This is a genomic window from Terrisporobacter muris (assembly GCF_024621905.1).
GTDB lineage: Bacteria > Bacillota > Clostridia > Peptostreptococcales > Peptostreptococcaceae > Terrisporobacter > Terrisporobacter muris.
In genome coordinates this window covers 1-24,683 of the sequence record NZ_JANKBY010000022.1, presented here as the reverse complement: position 1 = coordinate 24,683, position 24,683 = coordinate 1, and the positions used below count along the sequence as shown (strand labels likewise).

Sequence of the window (24,683 nt, the reverse complement as noted above, 5' to 3'; positions counted from 1 at the left end):
ATACCTATATAGGAATAATACGGGGGTAAAAATGATAAAGAAAAAATTTAAAAAATATTCAATTTCTTTTTTAGCAGGAGTTATGATAAGTAGCTTCTTTGCAATATCATCAACAACTAATGCTAAGGAAATAATCAATACAAAAGCATCATATGAAAAAGTAATTTCAAGAGGAAGAGCCACTATAGATGGTGTTAGTGTAAGAAGTATCAACTCTGCCAGTGGAAAATACTTAGGCAGCCTTTACACTGGTGACAAGGTGGAAATATTACAAAAAACAAGTAATGGTTGGTACAAAATCAAGTACAAAAATTCTTATGCCTATGTAGGTGATGATTTTATAAAACTTAATGGGACAAAAGCTATAGACAATGTTTTAAATACAGGAACAGTTTATAATGCAACAAAATTAACAGTAAGAGAAAGTTGCTCAACCAATTCAAAGTTTTTAGGATATTTACCAAAAGGGACAAAAGTGGAGATTGTAAGATCCACTTCAACAAACTGGCACAAAATAAAATATAAAAACTCTTATGCTTATGTAAAAGGCAATTATATAAAACTTACTTCAAGCTCCAAAGTAACTAATAGAGGAACTGTTAGTTCTACTACTTTAAGTGTGAGAAAAAGTGCATTAACTTCATCAACTAAATTGGGAACCTTAAGTAAGGGTGCTAGAGTTCAAATAGTACAAAAACAGTCAAATGGATGGTATAAAATAAAATACAAAGATTCATATGGATATATCAGTAGTAAATATGTGAAGTTAAGCAATTCAAACACAAATGATAGAAAAAATTTAAATGACTTCTTATTTGTAGGAGATTCCTTCACTGCAAGAATGGAAAATACAATAAAGAGTAAAAATGAAATGGTTTATGTTCATGCCCAAGGGGGGAGTAGACCATCTTATTGGCTAGACAAAGTAGATGAAATGCCTGATAAAAATAATATAGATAGTGTATCTCTGTTAATTGGAGTAAATGGGATAACTGTACCCACAAACATAAGGGATACAAAGGCGCTTATAAATCAATTAATAGTAAAATATCCAGACAAAACCATTTATGTTCAAAGAGTATTCCCTGTGGGAAAAAACTTTACAGGGGGGAATAGTACAACATACAACAAAGCTATTAATGAGTACAATAAACAACTAAAAGAGTTTTGTTCAACAAAGTCGAATGTAAAAATCATAGATGCTACGAAAGGTTTTATTGATAGTAAAGGATACCTTACTAGCACTACTGATGGATTACATATAGATAACTCTAAAGGAATCCAATTCTATAATAATATTTTCAGTGCTATAAAAAGTGCAGAGAAAAAGTAAATAAAAAACTAGTTTGCTCTTAGCGATGGAACTTCTTGCAATGCAATAGCATTTTTTTAATTGTAAGGAAATTATATGTTATCTGTTCTGTGGATAACGTATAATTTCTAACTTTGTTATTTGAGCAACGGGCGAAGCCGTTGGCGATATGAAGTGTTTCGCAGACACGTCGCTCAGGCGAAGCGAATTTTTTATGCAGTATCTTAAATCAATACATAATGGAAACTAAATAATAAAGTTTTTTTAGTATGTAATAAATATTGCTTACGCTTTCTTTACTACATCCTTTTTATTACAATAATAGATAAAGTGTAAGTTAGACAAAATCAACGCACAGGGGGAGAAATATGTATTACATAGGTATAGATTTAGGGACTTCAGCAGTAAAATTATTATTAATGGATGGTAGTGGAAAAGTGTGTAACATAGTATCAAAAGAATACCCACTATACTTTCCACAACCAGGATGGTCAGAACAAAAACCAGAAGACTGGTATGCACAAACTATGACAGGTTTAAAAGAATTAATAAAAGATGTAGATAAAAGCCAAGTAGCTGGAATAAGCTTTGGTGGTCAAATGCACGGACTTGTTATCTTAGATGAGAATGATGAAGTAATAAGACCTGCACTTCTTTGGAATGATGGAAGAACAAAAGAAGAATGTGATTATTTAAATGAAGTAATAGGTAAAGAAACCTTATCAAAATATACAGCCAATATATCTTTCACAGGATTTACAGCACCTAAAATTTTATGGATAAAAAATAAAGAGCCAGAAAACTTTGCAAAAATTAATAAGATAATGTTACCTAAGGATTATATTGCTTACAAATTAAGCGGTGTTCATTGCACAGATGTATCGGATGCTTCAGGAATGTTAATTTTTGACGTAGAAAATAGATGCTGGTCAAAAGAAATGATAGATATTTGTGGAATAAAAGAAGAACAACTAGCAAAAGTGTTTGAAAGTTATGAAATTGTTGGAAATATAACTGATGAGATAGCAAAAGAATTAGAAATACCTAATACAGTAAAAGTTGTGGCAGGAGCTGGAGACAATGCAGCAGCAGCCATAGGTACAGGTACTGTAGGAGATGGAATGTGTAACATATCTCTTGGAACTTCGGGAACAATTTTCATATCTTCTAAGAAATTTGGTGTTGATTCAAATAATGCTCTTCATTCATTTGATCATGCTGATGGAAACTATCATTTAATGGGATGTATGCTAAGTGCAGCATCTTGCAATAAATGGTGGAGTGAAGAAATTTTAAATACAAAAGACTATGCAAAGGAACAAGAAAATATAAATAATCTAGGAGAAAATAATGTTTATTTCTTACCATATTTAATGGGAGAAAGATCACCTCACAACAATCCAAATGCTAGAGGAACTTTTATTGGAATGAGCATGGACACTTCTAGGAGCGATATGACTCAAGCAGTACTTGAAGGTGTTGCATTTGCTCTTAGAGATTCTCTAGAAGTTGCAAAATCACTTGGTATAAATATTCAAAGAACTAAGATTTGTGGTGGAGGTGCAAAAAGTCCTCTTTGGAAAAAGATTATAGCAAATGTACTTAATTTAAAAGTAGATATGATAGAAAGTGAAGAAGGACCAGCTCTAGGAGGGGCAATACTTGCAGCTGTTGCTTGTAAGGAATTTAAAAGTATAGAAGATGCAGTTAACAAATTAGTAAAGGTTACAGAAACGATAGAACCAGATGCAGAGTTAGTTGAAAAATATGAGGAAAGATATAACAAGTTTAAACAAATATATCCAACGGTTAAAAACTTATACAATAAGTTATTATAAGTAAAAATATACTGTAAAACTTATTCACATTATGTGTTAATTGGTAAGATATATAATTGTACTACTAAATATATAATGTGATATATTATGTCTAAGAAAAAACAAATGTATATTATAATAGATTTTTAATAAACCCGCCCAAGTAGACAATATATATAGTTTACTTAGGTGGGTTTTAAATTTTTCTATCTTTCTATATGTAATAATATAAAAAATTTCTTGACCTAGAGTTAACTCCAAGTACTATTATTAAATTGAAAGTAAGTTATGCATAATTTATATAACTTGAAAAGAATAATAATTTAAATTAAATAGAGACAAATTTTAGGGGGAAAAATAATTATGAGTAAAAAAGTTTTGATTTTGTCAGGAAGTCCTAGAAGGAATGGAAATTCAGATATACTATGTGATGAATTTAAAAAGGGTGCTGAAGCAAGTGGAAATGAAGTAGAAAAAATTTTCATAAGAGATAAGAATATAAATCATTGTACAGGTTGTTATGCTTGTAGTAAAGGTGGAAAATGTGTTCAAAAAGATGACATGGCAGAGGTTCTACAAAAAATGATTGATGCAGATGTAATAGTTATGTCAACACCTGTATATTTTTATACAATGGATGGGCAGATGAAAACTTTAATTGATAGAACTGTTGCTAGATATACTGAAATAGCTAACAAAGAATTTTATTTTATAGCTACTGCAGCTGTAAATAATGAAAAATTAATGGAGAGAACAATTGATGGATTTAGAGGATTTACTGATTGTTTAGATGGAGCAAAAGAAAAAGGAGTTATTTATGGAAAAGGTGCTTGGGAAGTGGGAGAAATAAAAGGAACTAAAGCAATGAAAGAAGCTTACGAAATGGGAAAAACGGTTTAATGAAATGGAAGGAAGATATTTATGACAATTACTGAAGTAAGCAAAAAATATGGTTTATCTGCAGATACATTGAGATATTATGAAAGAGTAGGTTTGATTCCTAAGGTAAATCGTAATAAAAGTGGTGTAAGAGATTATACTCAGGAGGATTGTAACTGGGTAGAGTTTATAAAGTGTATGAGGGGTGCAGGACTTCCTATAGAAGTTTTAATAGATTATGTTTCGATGTTCCAACAAGGAGACTCTACTATTGATGCTAGAAAAGAATTGCTAGTAGATCAACGAAAAGTTTTAGCGAAAAAGATTGAAGATATGAATAAGACTTTAGCACGTTTAGATTATAAAATTGATTTATATGAAAAAGGCTTGATGATGAGTGAAAAAGATTTAAGAGAAAAACATAAATAAGTAATCAGGTTTTAAAGTGTCTAGTTATTAAGTAATTAGACACTTTATTCATGCTTATTTACAATATATTTTGAATTCATATTTACTTAAAAGAATAGTATCTATTATGTGAAAATAAATAATTAGGGGGAAAAAAGAATGAAAAAATTAGGATTTGGTCTTATGAGATTACCACTTATAGATGAAAATGACCAAGGGAGTATAGATATAAGTAGATTTACGTATATGGTAGATGAATATTTAAAAAATGGATTTACTTACTTTGACACAGCATATCCTTATCATAATGGAAATAGTGAAACAGCATTTAGAGAAGTAGTAGTAAAAAGATATCCTAGACAAGCTTATACAATTACAAACAAATTACCAATGTTTAATATTAATGATGCATCTCAAATTCCAGAAATATTTGATAATCAGTTGGAGAAATGTGGAGTAGATTATTTTGACTATTATTTACTTCATGGTCTTGATGAAAAGACTTATTTTCAATCAGAAGAAATGAAAGCATTTCAATTTGTTTTGAAGAAAAAATCAGAAGGTAAAATAAAACATATTGGACTGTCTTTCCATGATAGCGCTGACGTGCTTGATAAAATTCTTACACAACACTCTGAAATGGAATATGTTCAACTACAAATTAATTATATAGATTGGGAAGATGATGTGGTTCAATCAAAGAGATGTTATGAGGTGGCAAAAAAACATAATAAACCTGTAATTGTGATGGAACCAGTTAAAGGTGGCTCATTAGCCAATATTTCAAAAGATGCAGAAATGCTATTTAAAAAGGAGAATGAACAGTATTCAATAGCATCATGGGCAATAAAATATGCAGCATCTCTTGATAATGTAATGGTGGTTCTAAGTGGAATGAGTAATGAAGAGCAGCTTATGGACAATATGAGTTATATGAAAGATTTTCAACCTCTAAATGAAAAAGAATATGAAGTGATTGAAAATGCTAAGGAAATAATAAAATCTAATATAGCAATTCCTTGCACTTCATGTCATTATTGCACTGAAAATTGTCCTAAACAAATTGCCATACCAGAATATTTCTCGATTTATAATAATTATAAAAGATTTGGAGAGTCTCAGTATAAAATGGGTGTATATAATTATGAAAATTTAAATGATAAATTTGGAAAGGCATCTGATTGTATAGAATGTAAACAATGTGAGGAACATTGCCCACAACACCTTACAATCACAAATTATTTAAAGGAAGTTGCAAAAGTATTAGAGGTTAAGGAATAAAAGAGGTGGAAAAAACTTTAGAAAAATTATAAAATGACAATAGAGACTAACAATACCAGGGGGAAGAGAATGAGTAATAATTTATATTTAGAATGTTACAGTGGAATTAGTGGAGATATGATGGTAGCATCATTATTAGATTTGGGGGCTAGTGAAGAAGTTTTAAATAAAGCTTTGAGCAGTTTACAAGTTGATGGTTTTAAAATAGCAATAAGTAGAGTATCAAAAAATGGATTAGATGCTTGTGATTTTAACGTGATTTTAGATGAGAAACATGAAAATCACGATCATGATATGAATTACCTTTATGGAGAAGAAGAACATAACCACAATCATGAAGTGCATGATCAACACCACCATGACCATGACCATAATCACGATCATGAGGATCATCACCATAATCACGATCATGAAAATAAACATGACCATGACCATAATCACCACCATGAACATCGTGGATTATCAGATATAATTTCAATTATTGAGAAAGCTAATATTACAAACAATGCAAAGAAAATAGCAATAAATATCTTTAATATATTAGGAAAAGCAGAAGCCAAAGCCCATGGAGTCAGTATAGATGAAGTGCACTTCCATGAAGTTGGAGCAGTAGATTCTATAGTAGATATTATTGCTGTGGCAGTTTGTTTAGATAATTTACAAATAGAAGAGGTAATAGTACCAGTATTATATGAAGGTAGTGGATTTATTCGTTGTCAACATGGATTAATACCAGTACCAGTGCCAGCAGTTTCACATATTGTGGCAAATAATAATTTAAAACTTCATATTACAAATACACAAGGAGAATTAGTAACTCCTACTGGTGCGGCTATTGTGGCTGCTATAAAAACTAATGATAAGCTTCCTGGAGAGTTTTCTATTAAAAAGATAGGATTAGGAGCAGGTAAAAGAACATATGAAAATCCAAGTATATTAAGAGCAATGCTTATAGAAAGTAAAGATGAAAATAAAGACTTTGTAGTTAAGTTGGAAAGTAATGTAGATGATTGTTCTGGAGAAGCTTTAGGATATGTTATGGATCGTTTATTACAAGCAGGGGCTAGGGATGTTCACTACATGCCAGTATTTATGAAGAAGAACCGTCCAGCTTATCAACTAAATGTTATTTGTAATGAAGAAGATGTAACAAAATTAGAAAATATTATATTCGAAGAAACTACAACTATTGGAATTAGAAAACAAAAAATGGAGAGAAGTATTTTAAAAAGAGAAATTAAAAAAGTGAAAACTTCATTGGGAGAAGTAGTAATAAAAGAATGTTACTTGAACAGTGGAAAGAGAGTTTATCCTGAATATGATAGTGTTATAGAAATATGTAAAAAACATGATAAATCATATCAAGATGTATATCAAATTATAATAAAAGAATGTGGTGAAGGGGTAAATTTATGTTAAAAGAATATTACTGTCCGTACTGTAAAAGTAAACTAGAAGTTTTAGATGGATGAGGCAGTATTAGTTATTATTGCCAGGAGTGCAATATGGTTGTGTCTAGGAAAAAAATTTTAACTGAAGAAGAGATTTTAGAGGACGAATAGAAGTTGCATAAAATACTTTATATAAATAAAGGGATTTATAAACATCTATAGAATAATATGTCTAAAGAACTTATTCTGTAGATGGAGGAAAAATAATAGTGGATATTAAAGCAAAGTATACAAATGAAGAGTTAGATTTTACTTCAAAAAAAGAATATATAAATGAAAATATATTGACACAATATGGGCAACTAGCAGCCCAAAAGGCATCTACTCCCATATCTATATCTGATTCTTCAATACTTATGGATTTGGAAATGGAAATGTGTTTAAAAATATTAAATATTTGGGAAGTTGATAAATACAACTTAGATGGTAAGCAAATATTAAATGAAAATATATTTGTGGATAGAGAAAAGTTTATTTATAAAATATTACTTGGTAAAATATTAAGGTTAATACCTGGAGGTGTTACTATTATATCCATAGGTATAAACGATTCGCTTGCAAGAAGGCTTACTCAAGCATTAGGATATGCCATTTCAGAATTATGCTCATCATATATTAAATTAGTAATCGATAAAGATTGTGTCAATTTAGAAAAGGTTTTTACAAAAGAAGCCCTAGAAGATTTAATGGAAAGTTATTTAATGGAATATAATAAAACAGTATTAAATTAGATAAATATAAAGCAGAAGATTAAAGTTATAATCTTCTGCTTTTTTATATATGAGGAAAATTATATTTCTCTCAAATCTATGAAAAAATCAAATAAATATTAATTACTATGTTGCAAAACAATATAGGTTGGAGTATATTATAAGTATAGTAGGTTGTAATACAAGTTACATTTCTATCTTGTATTGCAATATAGGAGGTACAAAATGAATTCAACACAAATGTTAAAGGGCATTTTAGAAGGGTGCTTGTTGGCGGTTATATCAGAAGAAGAGGTGTATGGATATGAAATGACTAAGAAATTAGAGTTATATGGATTTAATATGGTCAGTGAAGGAAGTATATATCCTTTATTGATAAGAATGAAAAAAGAAGGATTAGTTACCACAACAACAAAAGCATCAGAAAGTGGACCAAAGAGGAAATACTATTCTTTAACAGATAAAGGACAAGAGCAGCTAGCTGAATTTATGAAAATATGGAAAAACATATCTATGAGTGTAAATAAATTATTGGAAGGGAAGTAAGGAGGAGTAGACTATGAGTGAATGTTATAATAATAAAATATCTAAAGAAGGTGAAGAATTTATTTTAAGCTTGAATATGTATTTAGTAAGTACAGGAAAAAGTGAAGTTGAAATAAAAGAATTTATAGAAGAAGCTGAGCAACATTTAATTCTAGGTGAGCAAGAAGGAAAGAGTGTGAAAGATATTTTTGGAAATTCTCCTGAAGAATATGCAAAATCTGTGGCAGATGAATTATCATTTAGCAAAAAGGATTTAATCGAAACAGTTTTAACGTTTATTATAGGTTTTGGAACATGGATATTTTTAAGTGGAATAAAGAATGGAATAGTTACTATGTCTGTTATGGAAGTCATATCAGTACCATTAGTTTATTTGCTTACTATAATTATATTAGTTATTTTGGCTAGAAAATTTGCATTTAAAGATAAAAAGTTTTCAGTAGGAATATTTGTATTATTTTGTGTAAATATCTGTGCTTTAGTTATTATAGGATTAATAGGAAGAAATATGGACCAATCAATAGTTATTAATAAACTATTAGTAAGTATAATTATTGGAGCACTTTTTTTATTATCTTTAATAGCATCGAAAAAAATAGATACATGGTTTCTAATGTTACCTTTTATATTCTATACTCCTGTCATAATAGAGAGTTTTACAAATATTAATTTTGGAGAAAATGTTTTAGTTAAAATTATACCTCTAATATTATGTGTAATTTTAGGTATAATTGAATCTAAAAGAATGATTAAATCAAATGATTAATAAATAAAAAATCTTAAGCCATTTCTAGCTTAAGATTTTTTATTTATATTGATTTATTTAATTCACCTAAATGACATAATTCTTTTAGTATAACTATAATGCTACTTAATATTATTTTTGTGTTAATATCTTTTGCTACAGTTATACCGTACTCAATTTTAGCAACTTTTGAACTAATATCCTCGTTGGAGTAATTAATTAAATCCTTCAAATCATTTAGAATTTCTTTTTGACTTTGGGATTTTATTTCTCCTCGTAATATCCAAATATAAAGCTCATAAATATTTGCAACTAAGGATCTTCTTTCACTAATTATTTTGCTATAAGAAGGTGAATTTGCTATTTTTTCATCGCCTCTTGCTTTGGCATCTATCAAAGAAGTTAAAACAATTAAATTTTTCATAGTAGTTGGTTGCTTATTTCCCTCTACTAAATTTTTTACTTCTTTAAGCATATTTATAATAGTTTCATGATACATATTTTTAAGCTGTATCATGGAATCCTTTACTTTGTAAGGAAAAATATATTTGTTAGCTAATATGGCCATCACTATACCAACAAAGACAAAGAAAATCCTATTTATTGTAAGTATTCCTACATCTCCAAGTAAAGCAGCTGAACCTATGGCAGAGACTGTAACAAATATGGTAGAGTATCTGTATTGATTAGCATATCCATTTAGATATCCCGTAGCAAGTATTATTAGCATTCTTAATGTTGGATCTTTAAAAATACTAAATAGTATAAATATAATAATAGAACCAATTATGGTAGCAAATACTCTATCCTTAGTTTTAGATTTTGATGCTTCATATAAAGGTGTTATTAAAGAAAGCAGGGTAAATAAAATCCATCTACCTTCTGATAAATTAAAATATTGCATAATAAAGGTAGCAATAGTTATAGATATGGCAACTCTCATAGCATAACAAAACCTTATGGATTTCTTATCCATAAAAAAGGATTTAATTCCACTATCTGAGAAAAGTTCAGATATTTCGTGAGATCTATCTACAATATTGTATTGTTTCTCATCTAGTGCTCTTAAAGATTTTATAGTATCAGATAACAAAAGCATACTATCTAGTAATTGAAGATTTAATAAATCATCAATATCTTTTTCTTCACAGATTTTAAATAGTTTTTGCATATAAAGGGTTACATCATGCCCACCAATATTATCTTTAGAATTATTAAGAAGTAGTTTGACTTCTTTTATTAAAAGTTCTAGAGTTTTTAGTATGTCATTATCAATGGAGCCTAGATTAGTATCATGAATCATAGAGTGTATATTCTCCAATGCTACTGACAAATTTAATTTTAGTCGGCCTTCTTCTGTTAAATAATAATTATATTCTCTTTTGTCATAAACCATAGTTCTAAAAGCATCTATGGATTGATTAACTTTTTCTACACCATCATCAACTAAATCATATTGTTCTTTATATTCAATTTTATTTACTATAGAATCACATACATTTTCGAGTAGTTTATTTCCTGATTTAGCTAGCCTATTTTTATTAACTAAAATTTGAGCCAGCATAATTACTATAGCTCCAAAAACTAATGAAAAAATTCTAAGAAGTAATTCCTGATTGTCTACAGGATTTGCTAATAAGAATAAATACTGTAATGTAAATGGCAGATATAGTGGGTTTCTTAAATTGTAACAAAAATTGTAGCTAATTAAGAATAAGGTGAAAAAATTAACTATAATTCCTAAGTACATATTTGAAATTACTAAATAAGAGCTAATACCAATTAACAAATTTATAAGTATAAGTTTGATTGTATTTCTAACAGGAGACAGACTTAAATCTCTTTCTAAAAACATTAGTGTAGCTGTTACAGTAGTAACACCGATTAAAGTATTTTTTTCACCAAACATTAATTTAAATACAACTATAAATGCAATTATTGCAATGAAGGTAACTGTTTTTGATACTATTAGTTTTTTGTCCATTATTTTTCTCCTCCTAATAGTATTTTTCATATTTTTTGTCTAATTATACTTTTAATTGCTCATATTTATAATATTAATAAATATAAAGTAAATAATAAGTATAAGTTGGGAATTATAACATAAAAAGCTTTTTATTGTTTTTAGATACAAATAAATTACAATATGTATTTATAAAAGGTGTAAGTTATGATAAAATGTAGAGATTAGATGCATAAATCGTACTGAGAGTAATAATAGGAGGCACGAAATGAAAAACAACGTAACTATAAAAGATGTTGCAAAACTGGCTGGTGTTTCTATATCAACAGTTTCAAGAGTTATAAATGATTCAAAACCAGTAACGGACGAAGTTAAACAAAGAGTTTTGGATGTAATCAAAGAAACAGGTTATGTACCAAACCCTCTTGCTAGAAGTTTAGTTACTAAAAAGAGTAAATTAATAGGAGTTATAGTTCCAGAAGTATCAGATTCTTTTGTTAACGAAATATTGAACGGAATAGAAGCAGTTGCTAAGATGTATGATTACGATATACTTCTAGTAAATACTTATTCAGATAAAGAACAAGAATTAGACAGTATAAGACTACTTAAAACTAAACAAGTTGAAGGTATAGTAATGTTATCTTGGATATTAGATGAAGAACATGTAAACTTTATGAAAGAAAGTCGTATTCCAGCAGTATATATAAGTAAAACAGCAAGAGAGTATGATGTATACTGTGTAAGTACAAGTAACGAAAATGCTACTTATGACATGACAAAGTACTTAATAGAAAGTAACCATAAAGATATAGCGTTAATCATGACTAGTAAAGAAGATACAATACTAGAAATGGAAAGAAGAAGAGGCTATGAATCAGCTTTAAGAGATAACAACATATCAGTAAGAAATGAATTAATTAAATATGGAAACACTGATTATGAAGGCGGATATAACTCTATGAAAGAGCTTATAGATGAAAAAATAATACCATCAGCAGTATTTGTTACAGGTGATGAAGCAGCTGTTGGAGCAATAAATGCAATCTTTGATTCAGGATACAGTGTTCCACAAGATATTTCTGTAGCAGGATTCAATGATACAAAACTTGCAAAAATATATAGACCAAAATTAACAACAGTTTATCAACCATTATTCGATATGGGTGCAGTTTCAGTAAGAGCTTTAATCAAACTTATAAACGGTGAACCTGTTGAAGAAAAGAAAATAGAACTTCCATATCAAATTATGGAAAGAGAATCTGTTACAATTAAAAAATAATAGACAAATATTATGGGCATATCCTTATGGATATGTCTTTTTTGTATATATTTTAATTTATATTTTAAATAAAAATATTATGGTAATATATGGAAGGGTAATCCTCAGAATATGTAGAATATTTATGAATGAGTAATTTTTAACAATTTTTAACAATTTTTGATATGTAGTATAAACAATAAAAATTAGTTTTGGGGAGGTTTATATGAAAAAAATAATAATTGATGGAAATAGCCTTACGTTAGATGATTTAGTGAATGTTGCTAGACATAATTTTCCTGTAGAAATAAGCAAAGATGCTCTAGAAAAAGTAAAAATTTCTAGAGGAATAGTTGACGACATAGTTGAAGCTGGTCAAATATCTTATGGTATAACTACTGGATTTGGAAAATTTTCAGATGTGGCAATATCAAAAGATGAGTGTAGACAATTACAAAAAAATTTAATTATGTCTCATTCATGTGGTGTTGGTAATCCTCTAAGTGAAGAAATTGTAAGAGCTATGATGCTACTTAGATCAAATGCTTTATCTAAAGGGTATTCAGGAGCAAGATGTGAAACTTTAGAAGTATTAACTGAAATGCTAAATAAAGGTGTTCACCCTATAGTTCCAGAAAAAGGGTCCCTTGGTTCATCAGGAGATTTGGCACCATTATCTCATATGGTACTTACTATGTTAGGTCTTGGAGAAGCAACTTATAAAGGAAAAAGAATGGAATCTAAAGATGCTATGGAAGAAGCAGGTATTAAACCTCTTGAATATTTAGGTGCGAAAGAAGGTTTAGCACTAATAAATGGTACTCAATGTATGACTGCAGTTGGTGCAATAACTGTTTATGATGCCATGAATTTAATGAAAACAGCTGACATCTCTCTATGCTTAACAATGGAAGCATTAAATGGTATAACTTGCGCTATGGATGAGAGAGTAAATTTAGTAAGACCTCACAAAGGACAATTTAATACTGCAAAAAATGTGTTAACAATGGTTGAAGGTAGTGAAATGGTTACTAAACAAGGTGAACTTAGAACTCAAGACGCATATTCTCTAAGATGTTCACCACAAATCCATGGAGCTAGCAAAGATGCTTTAGAATATGTAAAAAATAAATTAGAAATAGAAATGAACTCAGTTACAGATAACCCTATAATATTCCCAGGAGAAGACCAAAAGATAATTTCAGGTGGTAACTTCCATGGACAACCAATGGCATTAAGTTTTGATTTCCTTGGAATTGCTTTAGCAGAAATGGCAAATATAGCTGAAAGAAGACTAGAAAAGATGGTAAATCCAGCTTTAAGTCATGGACTACCTGCATTTTTAGTTAATCATGGTGGTTTAAATTCTGGATTTATGATAGTTCAATATTCTGCTGCATCACTTGTTTCAGAAAATAAAGTACTTGCTCATCCAGCAAGCGTAGACTCTATTCCTTCTTCTGCAAACCAAGAAGATCATGTTTCTATGGGAACAATTGCAGCTAGAAAAGCTAGAGATATTATGGATAATGTGAGAAAAGTTATTGCTATGGAGATATTAACTAGTGTCCAAGCAATAGATTTAAGAGGAAAGAAAAAGTTAGGAGTAGGTACAGAAGCTGCTTATAACATAGTTAGAGATCATACTCCATTTATAGATAAAGATAGAATAATGTACAAAGATATAAACATTTGTGAAGATATAATAAAAGATAACTTATTAGTGGAAGCTGTTGAGGATGCATTAGAAGAAGAAATATTATTATTTGAAGATATAGAAGCAAAAAGACAGCTATCAGAAAATTTATAATCGATATTAGATTTATAAATTTATTCTGAATAAAAATAAACTTTTAAAGGAGAAATCAAAATGGAAAAAGTTTTAAATTTTAATAATGAAGATATTAAAAATGCTATGACTATTAAATTAACTGACATTCCAAGTGAAATACCTAAATTTGAAAAGGGAATAAGAAGGGCTCCAAGAAGAGATTCAAAATTAAGTAATGCAGATGTAAAATTAGCATTAAAAAATGCTTTAAGATATATACCAGAAGAATATCATGAAGAGTTAGCACCAGAGTTTTTAGAAGAATTAATGACTTATGGAAGAATTTATGGTTATAGATTTAGACCAGAAGGGAAGCTTTACGGAAAGCCTATAGATGAGTATGTAGGTAAATGTACAGAAGGAAAAGCATTTCAGGTTATGATAGATAATAACTTAGATTTTGATGTAGCGCTTTATCCTTATGAACTTGTTACTTATGGTGAAACAGGTCAAGTGTTCCAAAACTGGATGCAATATCAACTTGTAAAGAAATACTTGGAAGCTTTAACTGAAGACCAGACTTTAGTAATACAATCAGGTCATCCTGTAGGACTTTTTAAATCTAAACCAGATGCACCTAGGGTTATACTTACAAATTCACTTATGATAGGTATGTTTGATAATTTAGATGACTGGAAAAGAGCAAGTGCAATAGGTGTTGCAAACTATGGTCAAATGACTGCTGGAGGATGGATGTATATAGGACCACAAGGCATAGTCCATGGTACATATTCAACTATATTAAATGCAGGAAGATTAAAGCTTGGAATACCTCAAGACGAAGACTTAGCTGGAAGGCTATTTGTTACTTCGGGACTTGGAGGAATGAGTGGTGCTCAAGGTAAGGCTGTTGAAATAGCAGGAGGTGTAGGAATAGTTGCAGAAGTTGATATTTCTAGAATAAAAACTAGATTTGATCAAGGATGGGTAAGTGAAGTAAGTAATTCTCCAGAAGATGCATTCAAACTTGCTAAGGAAAAAATGGATGCAAAAGAACCTTGTGCTATAGCTTTCCATGGTAATATAGTTGATTTACTTGAATATGCAGTAGATGAAAATATTCATATAGATTTATTATCAGATCAAACTTCTTGTCATGCAGTTTATGATGGAGGGTACTGTCCAGTTGGAATTACTTTTGAAGAAAGAACAGAATTATTAGCTCATGATCCAGAAAAGTTTGCTCATTTAGTAGACAAAACTTTAAGAAAACACTTTGAACTAATTAAGACTTTACATGATAGAGGAGTTTACTTCTTTGATTATGGTAACAGTTTTATGAAGGCAGTTTATGATGCTGGATGCAAAGAAATTTCTAAAAATGGCGTAGATGAAAAAGATGGATTTATATTCCCATCTTATGTTGAAGATATATTAGGTCCTCAGTTATTTGACTATGGATATGGTCCATTTAGATGGGTTTGCTTAAGTGGTAAGCATGAAGATTTAGTGAAAACTGATGAAGCTGCTATGAGTTGTATAGATCCAGAAAGAAGATATCAAGATAGAGATAACTGGATATGGATAAGAGATGCAGTTAAAAATAATTTAGTTGTAGGAACTCAAGCAAGAATATTATATCAAGATGCTATGGGAAGAACTAATATAGCTCTTAAATTTAATGATATGGTAAGACGTGGAGAAATAGGACCAGTTATGATGGGTAGAGATCATCATGACGTATCAGGAACAGACTCTCCATTTAGAGAAACTTCTAATATAAAAGATGGAAGTAATATAATGGCTGATATGGCTACTCATTGCTTTGCAGGAAACTGTGCAAGAGGAATGAGTTTAGTTGCTCTTCACAATGGTGGGGGAGTAGGTATCGGTAAATCTATAAATGGTGGATTTGGTATGGTTCTTGATGGATCTCAGAGAGTTGATGATATACTAAGAACTTCTATGCCTTGGGATGTTATGAGTGGTGTTGCTAGACGTGCTTGGGCTAGAAATGAAAACTCTATAACTACAGTTATGGAATACAACAAAATGTGTGAAGGAAAAGATCATTTAACACTTCCATTTATAGCAGATGATGAAATGATAGATGATTTAGTTGGAGATAAGATATTTGAATAGTTTATTAACAAAATTAATTAACATAAATTAAGGGGGATAAAACATGGCAATAGTACAATGCGTACCAAATTTTAGTGAAGGTAAGGACTTAGAAAAAATAGAAAAGATAGTTAGTCCTTTAAGAGGAAAAGAAGGAGTAAAATTACTTAATTATGAAGCTGATAAAGATTACAACAGAGTTGTTGTTACTGTAATTGGAGAACCTGAGGCAGTTAAAAATGCAGTTTTTGAAGCAATAGGTGTAGCAAAAGAAGTAATAGATATGAATGTTCACAAAGGTCAACATTCTAGATTTGGAGCTTGTGATGTTTGTCCATTTATACCAATAAAAGATATGACTATGGAAGACTCAGTTAAGATAGCCAAAGAACTTGGGGAAATGGTAGCAGATAAGTATGAAATACCAGTATTTTTATATGAAGCAGCTGCCAGCAAACCAGAGAGAGAAAATCTTGCTACTGTTAGAAAAGGTGAATATGAAGGTTTAGATAATAAGTTTGAAGATGAAAACTGGGCACCTGATTTTGGAAAAGCTAAAAAACATCCAACAGCTGGTGCTATAGCAATAGGAGCGAGAAAACCTCTTATAGCTTACAACATAAATTTAGATACACCAAATATAGAAATAGCTAGTAAGATTGCAAAAACTATAAGACATTCTAGTGGTGGATACAGATATATAAAAGCAGGACCGGTGGAAGTACCAGAAAGAAATATAACACAAGTTACTATGAACTTAACTGATTATAGCAAAACTGCTATGTATAGAGCTTTTGAAGCAGTAAAAATGGAAGCAAGAAGATATGGAGTTAATGTAACAGGAAGTGAAGTAGTAGGACTTTGCCCAATGGAGGCTTTAGTAGATACAGCAGCTTATTATTTAGGTTTGGAAAATTTCTCTTTAGATAAAGTACTAGAATCTAGTTTAATGGAGTAGAATAAAATGAAAATGGATTTAATTATAAAAAACATAGGCAAATTAGTTACCATGGAAGGTTCATTTCTACCTAGGATAGGTAAGCAAATGAATGAGTTAACTATTTTGGAAAATGCTTATATTGCAGTTGTAGAAGGTAAGATTTTTCAAGTGGGTACTGGTGAAGATTATAAGGAATTAGTTGGAGAAAATACTATAATAGATGATGCAAGTGGAATGCTTGTAACTCCAGGACTTGTTGATTCTCACACTCATTTAGTTCATGGAGGTTCTAGAGAAAATGAATTTTCAAAAAAATTAAATGGAGTACCTTATATTCAAATATTACAAGAAGGTGGAGGTATTTTAAGTACAGTAAATGCTACAAAGAATTCTACCTTTGATGAATTATATAATAAAGCTAAGAAGAGTCTAGATAGAATGCTAGAGTTTGGTGTAACTACTGTGGAAGAAAAAAGTGGATATGGCTTGGAATTGGAAACAGAAGTTAAACAACTGGAAGTAGCTCGTAAATTGGATAAAGATCATCCAGTTGATTTAGTACATACATTTTTGGGAGCACATGCTGTACCAGTGGAATATAAGTCAAACAATGAAGCATATATTAAACTATTAGTGGAAGAAATTATGCCTAAGGTGAAAGAATTGGACCTAGCTGAATTTTGTGATGTATTTTGTGAAGAAGGAGTATTTTCAGTGGAAGAAAGTGACTACATACTTAGCAAAGCAAAAGAAATGGGTTACAAATTAAAGATTCATGCTGATGAAATAGTACCTATAGGTGGAGCAGAACTTGCTGCAAAACTTGGTTGTATTTCAGCTGATCACCTAATGGCTGCCAGTGACGAAGGTCTGAGAGATATGGCAGAGAAGGGTGTAATAGCAAATATTCTTCCAGGAACATCATTTAACCTGAATAAACCTTCTGCCAATGGTAGAAAAATGATAGATTTAAATGTTCCAATAAGTTTATCTAGTGATTACAATCCAGGAAGTTGTCCAAGTGAAAACTTGCAATTTGTAATGCAGCTTGGGTGTTTAAACTTAAAAATGACTCCAAATGAGGTACTAACAGCAGTAACAATAAATGCAGCTCATTGTGTAGATAGATCTACAGAAATAGGTTCTATTGAGGTTGGCAAAAAGGCTGATATTGCTATTTTTGATGCACCAAATGTGGAATATTTAATGTATCACTTTGGAATAAATCATATTGACAGGGTTTATAAAGAAGGGAGACTTGTGGTTAAAAACAAGCATGTAATTTATTAAAAATATGTATGCAGGGGGATATATATGAAATTAATTAATATGACAGTAACTGACTTTGCAAAAGAGGTAGATTCTAATTCGCCAGCACCTGGGGGTGGCTCAGTAGCAGCCCTTGCTTCTGATATAGGTGTAGGACTATCTAGAATGATGGCTCATTTAAGCTTTGGGAAAAAGAAGTATGAAGCCTTAGATGAGAAAATTAAAGAAGAATTTGAAGTTAAGTTTGATAAACTTGGTCAAATAAGAGAAGAGTTAAGTAAACTTGTTGATGAAGATACAAAATCTTTCAATGAATTTATGAAAGCTTTAAAAATGCCAAAAGATACTTTTAAACAAATAACAGAAAGACAACAAGCTATGGCTGATGCAACATTGTATTCTATAAAAGTTCCATATAAAACGGCTGCATTGTCACTAGAAGCAATGAAAGAGCTAGAATTTTTAGTAGACAATGGTAACCAAAATGCAATTACAGATATAGGTGTTGGAACATTAATGCTTTGTACAGGACTAGAAGGAGCTATATTAAACGTAAAGGTTAATCTTATGAGCTTAGAAAATAAAGAACTTGCTAAAAAATATGCTGATAGCTGCTCAGAAATGTTAGAAGAAGGCAAAAAAATAAGAGATAAAATATTAAATAAAATACACAGTTCAATAGAATAATACAGAAAACCCATCCTTATTTAAGGATGGGTTTTTAGGTTAATCTTCTTTACAATTTTTGCAAATACCTTGTAAAACTATATCATAATTTAAAATAGATAAGTTTTGCTCATTAGATAAATCATTAATAAACTTACTTATAGTTTCTGACTCTATATCGTAAATATTATTGCATCTTTCACAAATTAAATGAGCATGAGGTTTTATGTTTTTATCATATCTATCTGATTGGTTAGGAATACTTAACTTAGAAATATATCCATTTTCTGTTAACTGAGATAAGTTTCTATATACAGTACCCAAACTTAATCCAGGGTTATCTTTTTTTAGACTAGTATAAATACTATCAGCAGTAGGATGAAGATGACTATTCATGACTTCGTTAAGTATAATTTCTCTTTGTTTAGAAAATTTCATTTTACACCTCCCGCTTTATATAATAATAATTATTATTACCCAAAACTAGTTTAAAAAAAACTTATTATATATTAAAATATTCTATTTGTCTTCTACAGCTTTACGTCCAACAAAATCAGCGTATTGAGGAGTACCTAAATGATATCCGCCAGATACTTCCATTATGCAACCTGTAATATAAGATGATTCTTCACTAGCAAAGAATGATACTGCATTTGCTATATCTTCTGGTGTACCCATTCTATTTAATGGTATGTGAGATAAAAATGATTTTTGGAATTCTTCAGGCATATTTTTAGAAACCGCTTCTGTTGCAGTCATACCTGGTAATACAGCATTACATCTTATATTATTTTTTGCATACTGCATAGCGATTTGCTGAGTTATATTATTAACTCCGGATTTAGACACACCATACCCAATTCTTGATATATCTGGAACAGTTCCTCCAATAGAAGATATATTGATTATACTTCCACCTCCATTTTTTATCATGTGAGGAATTACAAGTTTAGATATACGATAAACACTTCCTATATTACTTTCTAAAAGTTCAAAGAAAGTGTTTTCATCACTATTGATTAAATCAAGATCTTTGTCAGGCCTTCCTGTACCAAAGTTATTAACTAATATATCTAATTTACCTTCTTTATCTATTACTTCTTCCACCATAGTTTTATAACTATCTATTTTGTATGCATCGAAGAATACTGGTTTCATAACTAAACCTTCTTCAGCATATTTATCACAAATTTCTTGAGTTGCTTCTAATCTTCTAACACCCATATAAACAGTAGCACCTTCTTTTGCTAGTTTTACAGCTGTTGCTAATCCGATTCCTCTAGTAGCTGAAGTTACTAAAGCAATTTTTTCATTTAAGTTCTTCATACAAATCCTCCTGTTGTCGAAATGAATAGTACTAATTACTATTATCAACACTTTATATTTTTTGTTTAAATTTGTCAAATGTTTTTATTTATATAAAGTAAATAAAACAAATCTATTATCTTATATATTAACAATACCCATTTATCATTAAAATAAAGAGAATTTAAAAAGATGTTTAAATTAACAATATAGGGGAATATATGTAATATGATTGAAAATAGTAATCATTACTAAAATTGTTGTAAAAATAGAAATTAATTCTTATAGGAGGAAATGAAAATTTATGATATATGATTTAATAATAATTGGAGGCGGTCCAGCTGGTATATCTGCTGGAATTTACGCAGGAAGAGCTAAACTTAAGACTTTAGTTATAGAAAAAGAAAATATGGGTGGGCAAATAAAAACTACTCATGAAATGGTTAATTATCCTGGTATCTTACAAACTACTGGAATTGATTATATGGATACATTAAGGCAACAAGCTTTATCTTTTAATGTTAATTTTAAAGAAGATGAAGTTTTAGATTTAAATTTAGAATCAGATATAAAAGTGATCAAAACTAAAAAAGAAGAAATACAAGGTAGAGCAATAATATTTGCAACAGGAGCATCACCAAGAAAATTAGGATTTAAAGGTGAAGAAGAATTTACTGGAAGAGGAGTTGCTTATTGTGCAACTTGTGATGGAGAGTTCTTCCAGGGATTGGATGTATTTGTTATTGGAGGCGGATATGCAGCAGCGGAAGAAGCTTTATTTTTAACTAAATTTGCTAAAAAAGTAAGGGTTGTCGTAAGAAAAAGTGAATTTGGTTGTGCAAAAACTATAGCAGATAAGGTTAAGGCTCATGCCAAAATAGAAGTATTATTTAATACAGAACTTGAAGAAGTAGGAGGAGAAGGTGTTCTACAGTTTGCTAAATTTAAAAATAATAAAACTGGAGAAATCTTTGAGTACAAAGCAAGTAAAGAAGATGGAACTTTCGGATTATTTGTATTTATAGGTTATAAACCTCAAACAGAATTGTTAAAAGGAAAAGTTCAACTAGACGAACAAGGATATATAGTAACGAATGAAGTAATGGAAACTAATTTGCCAGGAGTATATGCAGCAGGAGATTTACGCCCAAAACTATTAAGACAAGTAGTTACAGCTGTGGCTGATGGAGCTATAGCAGCTACTGTTGCAGAAAAATATGTGGAAGAACAAAAACACAGACTTGGTATAGAAGATGAAGAAGAAATAGTAGTAGAAAATAAAGTTGAAGAAAAAGTAATAGAAGAAAAACCAGTAGAATTATTAAATATAAATGATAAAAATAGAAAAAGTAAACTTTTAAATGATGTTTTAAGAAATCAAATAAAATCTATTTTAGCAATGATGGAAAAAGAAGTTACTTTAGTATCTATTGTGGATGAAACTATGGAAAAATCTATAGAATTTATGGATTTAATATTAGATATGGCTTCTTTAGGTGAAAAATTAAAAGTAGAAATCTATAAAAAATCACAAAATCCAGAAATGGAAGCAAAAATAAATGCAGATAAGTTACCAGTAGTTGCTTTATTAGATGAAAACAAAAATTACAGTGGAGTAAAATTCCATGGGGTACCAGGTGGTCACGAGCTAAATTCATTTATACTAGCAATATATAATTTAGCAGGTCCAGGTCAAGCGATTGATCAATCTTTACTAAAGGAAATAAAAGCATTTGATAAAAAAACTAATATAAAAGTAGTTGTATCTTTATCTTGTACTTTATGCCCAGATGTGGTTGTAGCATCACAAAGACTTGCAATGGAAAATGAAAACATAGAGACAGAGATGGTAGAGTTATCATTATTCGAAGATATAAAGCGTAAGTACAGAATAATGAGTGTCCCAGCCATAATTGTTAATGATGATAAGATTCATTTTGGAGCTAAAAAAATAAATGAAATATTAGATTTAATAAGCAAATAAGTTTAATCTAAAAACTATAAAAAAAAATTAAAAAATATGTTTAAAGTGAATTTTACTGGGAATATATAATATCAAGATGATGAAAATAGTAATCATTACTAAATTTAAAATAAATAAAATAAGGTTAAATAAAGGAGAAAAAATTATGTCATTAATAAATAAAAAGGTATCAGAATTTAAAGTTCAAGCATATCAAAACGGAGATTTCAAAGAAGTAACACTTGAAAATGTAAAAGGTCATTGGTCAGTGTTCGTATTTTACCCAGCAGACTTTACATTTGTTTGCCCAACTGAATTAGGGGATTTAGCTGATAACTATGCTAAATTCCAAGAAATAGGATGCGAAGTTTACTCAGTATCAACAGATAGCCACTTTGTTCACAAAGCTTGGGCAGATGCATCAGAAACTATAGGAAAAATACAATACCCAATGTTAGCAGATCCAACTGGAAAATTAACTAGAGATTTCGATGTTATGATAGAAGAAGATGGAATGGCTTTAAGAGGAACATTCATAATAAATCCAGAAGGTGAAATCAAAGCTTACGAAGTACATGATTTAGGGATAGGAAGAAATGCAGAAGAATTATTAAGAAAAGTTCAAGCTGCACAATTCGTAGCAGAGCATGGAGATCAAGTTTGCCCAGCTAAATGGACTCCAGGAGCTGAAACTTTAGTACCAAGCTTAGACTTAGTAGGAAAATTATAAGAGATAAATAATTAATTCTTTAAGATACTATGATAATTCATAGTATCTTCTTTCGTATTAAGAGATTATAGTTACAACTATGTAACTTGGTATAATTTTAATGTTATGTATATAATTATATTAAAATTAACTTTAAGTAGATTGGGAGAATTGAATGAAAAAATATATAATACCTGGGGTTTTAATAATACTTTCTGGAATGCTTATTTATCAAACATATAGTTTAAATACTATAAAAGAAGAATTAGAAAATATAAAAAATACGAATGCATCTTTACAAGGGGATATAGGTTCTTTAAGTGATGAGCTAAGCAGTCAAATTCAATCCATAATACATGAAGAATTGGGAAAATCTTATTTGACTAAGGATATAAGTTTTAAACTGAATAAGAATACTGATAAGGGATATGATTTAACAGCTAGAGTAGAGCTCAGTGAACTAAAAGGAAATTCAAATGTTCTATTTATGTATAAAGCTGTAAACTCTAATGAATGGAAAGAGTTAGAGTTGAAAAAGGATAAAGAGTTATCTTATGCGGGAGAGTTCACTTTATTATATGACGATGACTATGAATATAAAATTGTAATCAAAGGTGATAAAACGGAAAGTAGTGATGTAGAAGAGTTGGCAAAATATATGTTTATGCCAGCATCACCTGATGTTAGCTGGAGTTATAATGATGATGGGATATATCTTAATGCTTATCCTTATGTGGAAGATGAGCTAGAGCAAACATCTGATGAAAATAAAATAAAAACTATTGAAATAATAGTTAATAATAATAAAGAGAAAACTTATAAATGTGAATATAAAGAAGAATCTATGTATGATGAAAATGATGAGGTTATGGATGAAAGTAAATATTATGAAGCTAATATACCAAAAGAAGCTTATAATGATAAGGTAAATTCTATAAAAATAAAAGTAACTTATGAAAGTGGGATAGTTAATATTGAAGATGTGACTAATAAACAAGCTGAATAATGTATGATAAAAATAGACTTATATCAATTAAAATATAATTGATATAAGCCTATTTTATTTGAATTACTATTGATTTTTCGGTGTTTTTTTGACCTTCTTAACTTTTTTAACTTTTTTCTTAGTAGTAGGTGTGCTTTCTTCAATTTGAGTCTTATTATTTTTATTTATAGACTTAGTTTTTTTAGCATTTTTCTTAACCTTTTCTTGTACCTCTGCATCAGTTATTTTATTCATTATACTATCAAGTTTTTGTTGTTGTGCTGGATCTAAGAAGGTTTTGAATTTAGATACTACTTCATCTTTTCCTTTTAAATTTTTACCGATTTTAACAAGTTCATCGATAAGTTCATCTTCTGATTTTCCTTTATAACCATCTGCTATTTTTTCAACTTTGTTTTTATCAATATTTTTTTCTTTTGCAAACTTTTCAAGGGTTTTTGGATCTACTTTTTTCATAGCAAACTCCTTTCATATTACTATTTTTACATTATAGAATTTGTAATTTATATGTTTAAATAGTTCATATTTAACTAAATATTGATTAATCTATTATTTAGATC

At 29.6% G+C, this 24,683-nt stretch carries 22 protein-coding genes; 18 read left to right on the top strand and 4 right to left on the bottom strand.

Annotated elements, in window-relative coordinates:
* From NSA58_RS03510 to NSA58_RS03470, 9 genes are all read left to right on the top strand, one after another.
* Positions 1-1,333: SH3 domain-containing protein (locus tag NSA58_RS03510; protein ID WP_257560092.1), on the top strand; the 1,333-nt coding region annotated here is incomplete at its 5' end.
* 347 nt (positions 1,334-1,680) lie between these two features.
* Positions 1,681-3,150, top strand: a complete 1,470-nt coding sequence (gene xylB, locus NSA58_RS03505) for a xylulokinase (protein ID WP_039680173.1) — start codon at positions 1,681-1,683, stop codon at positions 3,148-3,150.
* 342 nt (positions 3,151-3,492) lie between these two features.
* A complete protein-coding gene (locus tag NSA58_RS03500) occupies positions 3,493-4,029 on the top strand; it encodes a flavodoxin family protein (protein WP_074429098.1) in 537 nt (178 codons plus the stop codon).
* Positions 4,030-4,050: 21 nt separating this feature from the next.
* Positions 4,051-4,437 carry a MerR family transcriptional regulator gene (locus tag NSA58_RS03495; protein WP_039680175.1) on the top strand — a complete coding sequence of 129 codons (387 nt, stop codon included), beginning with the start codon at positions 4,051-4,053 and terminating at the stop codon, positions 4,435-4,437.
* A 138-nt stretch (positions 4,438-4,575) separates the two neighbouring features.
* Complete coding sequence (locus NSA58_RS03490) at positions 4,576-5,697, top strand: aldo/keto reductase (RefSeq protein WP_074429099.1); 1,122 nt, start codon at positions 4,576-4,578, stop codon at positions 5,695-5,697.
* A gap of 69 nt (positions 5,698-5,766) precedes the next feature.
* On the top strand, positions 5,767-7,116 hold the full coding sequence (gene larC, locus NSA58_RS03485; protein WP_074429100.1) for a nickel pincer cofactor biosynthesis protein LarC: 1,350 nt from the start codon (positions 5,767-5,769) through the stop codon (positions 7,114-7,116).
* A gap of 241 nt (positions 7,117-7,357) precedes the next feature.
* Entirely contained in the window at positions 7,358-7,879 is a 522-nt protein-coding gene (locus NSA58_RS03480) for a hypothetical protein (protein ID WP_074079813.1), read from the top strand.
* Between the two features lie 204 nt (positions 7,880-8,083).
* On the top strand, positions 8,084-8,404 hold the full coding sequence (locus NSA58_RS03475) for a PadR family transcriptional regulator (RefSeq protein ID WP_074079814.1): 321 nt from the start codon (positions 8,084-8,086) through the stop codon (positions 8,402-8,404).
* Positions 8,405-8,417: 13 nt separating this feature from the next.
* Positions 8,418-9,170: a hypothetical protein gene (locus tag NSA58_RS03470; protein ID WP_074429101.1), complete on the top strand. Its 753-nt coding sequence runs from the start codon at positions 8,418-8,420 to the stop codon at positions 9,168-9,170.
* Positions 9,171-9,213: 43 nt separating this feature from the next.
* Here the strand turns inward: NSA58_RS03470 and NSA58_RS03465 are convergent, their stop codons facing one another.
* Positions 9,214-11,133 (bottom strand): FUSC family protein, encoded by a 1,920-nt coding sequence (locus tag NSA58_RS03465; protein WP_039680181.1) that lies wholly within the window; start codon positions 11,131-11,133, stop codon positions 9,214-9,216.
* A gap of 247 nt (positions 11,134-11,380) precedes the next feature.
* Here NSA58_RS03465 and NSA58_RS03460 point away from each other — a divergent pair, with 247 nt between their 5' ends.
* From NSA58_RS03460 to NSA58_RS03435, 6 genes are all read left to right on the top strand, one after another.
* Positions 11,381-12,394 carry a LacI family DNA-binding transcriptional regulator gene (locus NSA58_RS03460; protein WP_039680182.1) on the top strand — a complete coding sequence of 338 codons (1,014 nt, stop codon included), beginning with the start codon at positions 11,381-11,383 and terminating at the stop codon, positions 12,392-12,394.
* A gap of 205 nt (positions 12,395-12,599) precedes the next feature.
* Positions 12,600-14,183, top strand: a complete 1,584-nt coding sequence (gene hutH / locus NSA58_RS03455) for a histidine ammonia-lyase (RefSeq protein WP_039680183.1) — start codon at positions 12,600-12,602, stop codon at positions 14,181-14,183.
* Positions 14,184-14,243: 60 nt separating this feature from the next.
* A complete protein-coding gene (locus NSA58_RS03450; RefSeq protein WP_039680184.1) occupies positions 14,244-16,286 on the top strand; it encodes a urocanate hydratase in 2,043 nt (680 codons plus the stop codon).
* Positions 16,287-16,329: 43 nt separating this feature from the next.
* The gene (gene ftcD / locus NSA58_RS03445) at positions 16,330-17,223 is read left to right on the top strand and encodes a glutamate formimidoyltransferase (RefSeq protein WP_039680185.1); all 894 of its coding nucleotides are present in this window, start codon (positions 16,330-16,332) and stop codon (positions 17,221-17,223) included.
* 6 nt (positions 17,224-17,229) lie between these two features.
* Complete coding sequence (hutI, locus tag NSA58_RS03440) at positions 17,230-18,495, top strand: imidazolonepropionase (protein WP_074429102.1); 1,266 nt, start codon at positions 17,230-17,232, stop codon at positions 18,493-18,495.
* A 24-nt stretch (positions 18,496-18,519) separates the two neighbouring features.
* Complete coding sequence (locus NSA58_RS03435) at positions 18,520-19,161, top strand: cyclodeaminase/cyclohydrolase family protein (RefSeq protein WP_039680187.1); 642 nt, start codon at positions 18,520-18,522, stop codon at positions 19,159-19,161.
* Positions 19,162-19,200: 39 nt separating this feature from the next.
* Here NSA58_RS03435 and NSA58_RS03430 read toward each other — a convergent pair whose 3' ends face one another.
* Together NSA58_RS03430 and hdhA are read right to left on the bottom strand one after the other, a co-directional pair.
* Positions 19,201-19,578 (bottom strand): Fur family transcriptional regulator, encoded by a 378-nt coding sequence (locus NSA58_RS03430; RefSeq protein WP_039680188.1) that lies wholly within the window; start codon positions 19,576-19,578, stop codon positions 19,201-19,203.
* A gap of 81 nt (positions 19,579-19,659) precedes the next feature.
* Complete coding sequence (hdhA, locus tag NSA58_RS03425; protein WP_039680189.1) at positions 19,660-20,466, bottom strand: 7alpha-hydroxysteroid dehydrogenase; 807 nt, start codon at positions 20,464-20,466, stop codon at positions 19,660-19,662.
* Between the two features lie 283 nt (positions 20,467-20,749).
* Between hdhA and NSA58_RS03420 the strand changes: the two genes are divergently transcribed.
* From NSA58_RS03420 to NSA58_RS03410, 3 genes are all read left to right on the top strand, one after another.
* Positions 20,750-22,429: an FAD-dependent oxidoreductase gene (locus tag NSA58_RS03420; RefSeq protein ID WP_074429103.1), complete on the top strand. Its 1,680-nt coding sequence runs from the start codon at positions 20,750-20,752 to the stop codon at positions 22,427-22,429.
* Between the two features lie 145 nt (positions 22,430-22,574).
* Complete coding sequence (ahpC, locus tag NSA58_RS03415; protein ID WP_074429104.1) at positions 22,575-23,138, top strand: alkyl hydroperoxide reductase subunit C; 564 nt, start codon at positions 22,575-22,577, stop codon at positions 23,136-23,138.
* A 154-nt stretch (positions 23,139-23,292) separates the two neighbouring features.
* Positions 23,293-24,123, top strand: a complete 831-nt coding sequence (locus NSA58_RS03410) for a hypothetical protein (protein ID WP_074429105.1) — start codon at positions 23,293-23,295, stop codon at positions 24,121-24,123.
* 66 nt (positions 24,124-24,189) lie between these two features.
* On the opposite strand, the gene NSA58_RS03405 is transcribed toward NSA58_RS03410, so the two are convergent.
* Positions 24,190-24,579 carry a hypothetical protein gene (locus tag NSA58_RS03405; RefSeq protein WP_039680193.1) on the bottom strand — a complete coding sequence of 130 codons (390 nt, stop codon included), beginning with the start codon at positions 24,577-24,579 and terminating at the stop codon, positions 24,190-24,192.
* Between the last annotated feature and the right edge of the window lie 104 nt (positions 24,580-24,683).

What these genes read in the sequence shown, in the direction of transcription:
- xylB (WP_039680173.1), top strand. Translation starts at nt 1,681, where the DNA reads ATGTATTACATAGGTATAGATTTAGGGACTTCAGCAGTAAAATTATTA.
- NSA58_RS03500 (WP_074429098.1), top strand. Translation starts at nt 3,493, where the DNA reads ATGAGTAAAAAAGTTTTGATTTTGTCAGGAAGTCCTAGAAGGAATGGA.
- NSA58_RS03495 (WP_039680175.1), top strand. Translation starts at nt 4,051, where the DNA reads ATGACAATTACTGAAGTAAGCAAAAAATATGGTTTATCTGCAGATACA.
- NSA58_RS03490 (WP_074429099.1), top strand. Translation starts at nt 4,576, where the DNA reads ATGAAAAAATTAGGATTTGGTCTTATGAGATTACCACTTATAGATGAA.
- larC (WP_074429100.1), top strand. Translation starts at nt 5,767, where the DNA reads ATGAGTAATAATTTATATTTAGAATGTTACAGTGGAATTAGTGGAGAT.
- NSA58_RS03475 (WP_074079814.1), top strand. Translation starts at nt 8,084, where the DNA reads ATGAATTCAACACAAATGTTAAAGGGCATTTTAGAAGGGTGCTTGTTG.
- NSA58_RS03470 (WP_074429101.1), top strand. Translation starts at nt 8,418, where the DNA reads ATGAGTGAATGTTATAATAATAAAATATCTAAAGAAGGTGAAGAATTT.
- NSA58_RS03465 (WP_039680181.1), bottom strand. Translation starts at nt 11,133, where the DNA reads ATGGACAAAAAACTAATAGTATCAAAAACAGTTACCTTCATTGCAATA.
- NSA58_RS03460 (WP_039680182.1), top strand. Translation starts at nt 11,381, where the DNA reads ATGAAAAACAACGTAACTATAAAAGATGTTGCAAAACTGGCTGGTGTT.
- hutH (WP_039680183.1), top strand. Translation starts at nt 12,600, where the DNA reads ATGAAAAAAATAATAATTGATGGAAATAGCCTTACGTTAGATGATTTA.
- NSA58_RS03450 (WP_039680184.1), top strand. Translation starts at nt 14,244, where the DNA reads ATGGAAAAAGTTTTAAATTTTAATAATGAAGATATTAAAAATGCTATG.
- ftcD (WP_039680185.1), top strand. Translation starts at nt 16,330, where the DNA reads ATGGCAATAGTACAATGCGTACCAAATTTTAGTGAAGGTAAGGACTTA.
- hutI (WP_074429102.1), top strand. Translation starts at nt 17,230, where the DNA reads ATGAAAATGGATTTAATTATAAAAAACATAGGCAAATTAGTTACCATG.
- NSA58_RS03435 (WP_039680187.1), top strand. Translation starts at nt 18,520, where the DNA reads ATGAAATTAATTAATATGACAGTAACTGACTTTGCAAAAGAGGTAGAT.
- NSA58_RS03430 (WP_039680188.1), bottom strand. Translation starts at nt 19,578, where the DNA reads ATGAAATTTTCTAAACAAAGAGAAATTATACTTAACGAAGTCATGAAT.
- hdhA (WP_039680189.1), bottom strand. Translation starts at nt 20,466, where the DNA reads ATGAAGAACTTAAATGAAAAAATTGCTTTAGTAACTTCAGCTACTAGA.
- NSA58_RS03420 (WP_074429103.1), top strand. Translation starts at nt 20,750, where the DNA reads ATGATATATGATTTAATAATAATTGGAGGCGGTCCAGCTGGTATATCT.
- ahpC (WP_074429104.1), top strand. Translation starts at nt 22,575, where the DNA reads ATGTCATTAATAAATAAAAAGGTATCAGAATTTAAAGTTCAAGCATAT.
- NSA58_RS03410 (WP_074429105.1), top strand. Translation starts at nt 23,293, where the DNA reads ATGAAAAAATATATAATACCTGGGGTTTTAATAATACTTTCTGGAATG.
- NSA58_RS03405 (WP_039680193.1), bottom strand. Translation starts at nt 24,579, where the DNA reads ATGAAAAAAGTAGATCCAAAAACCCTTGAAAAGTTTGCAAAAGAAAAA.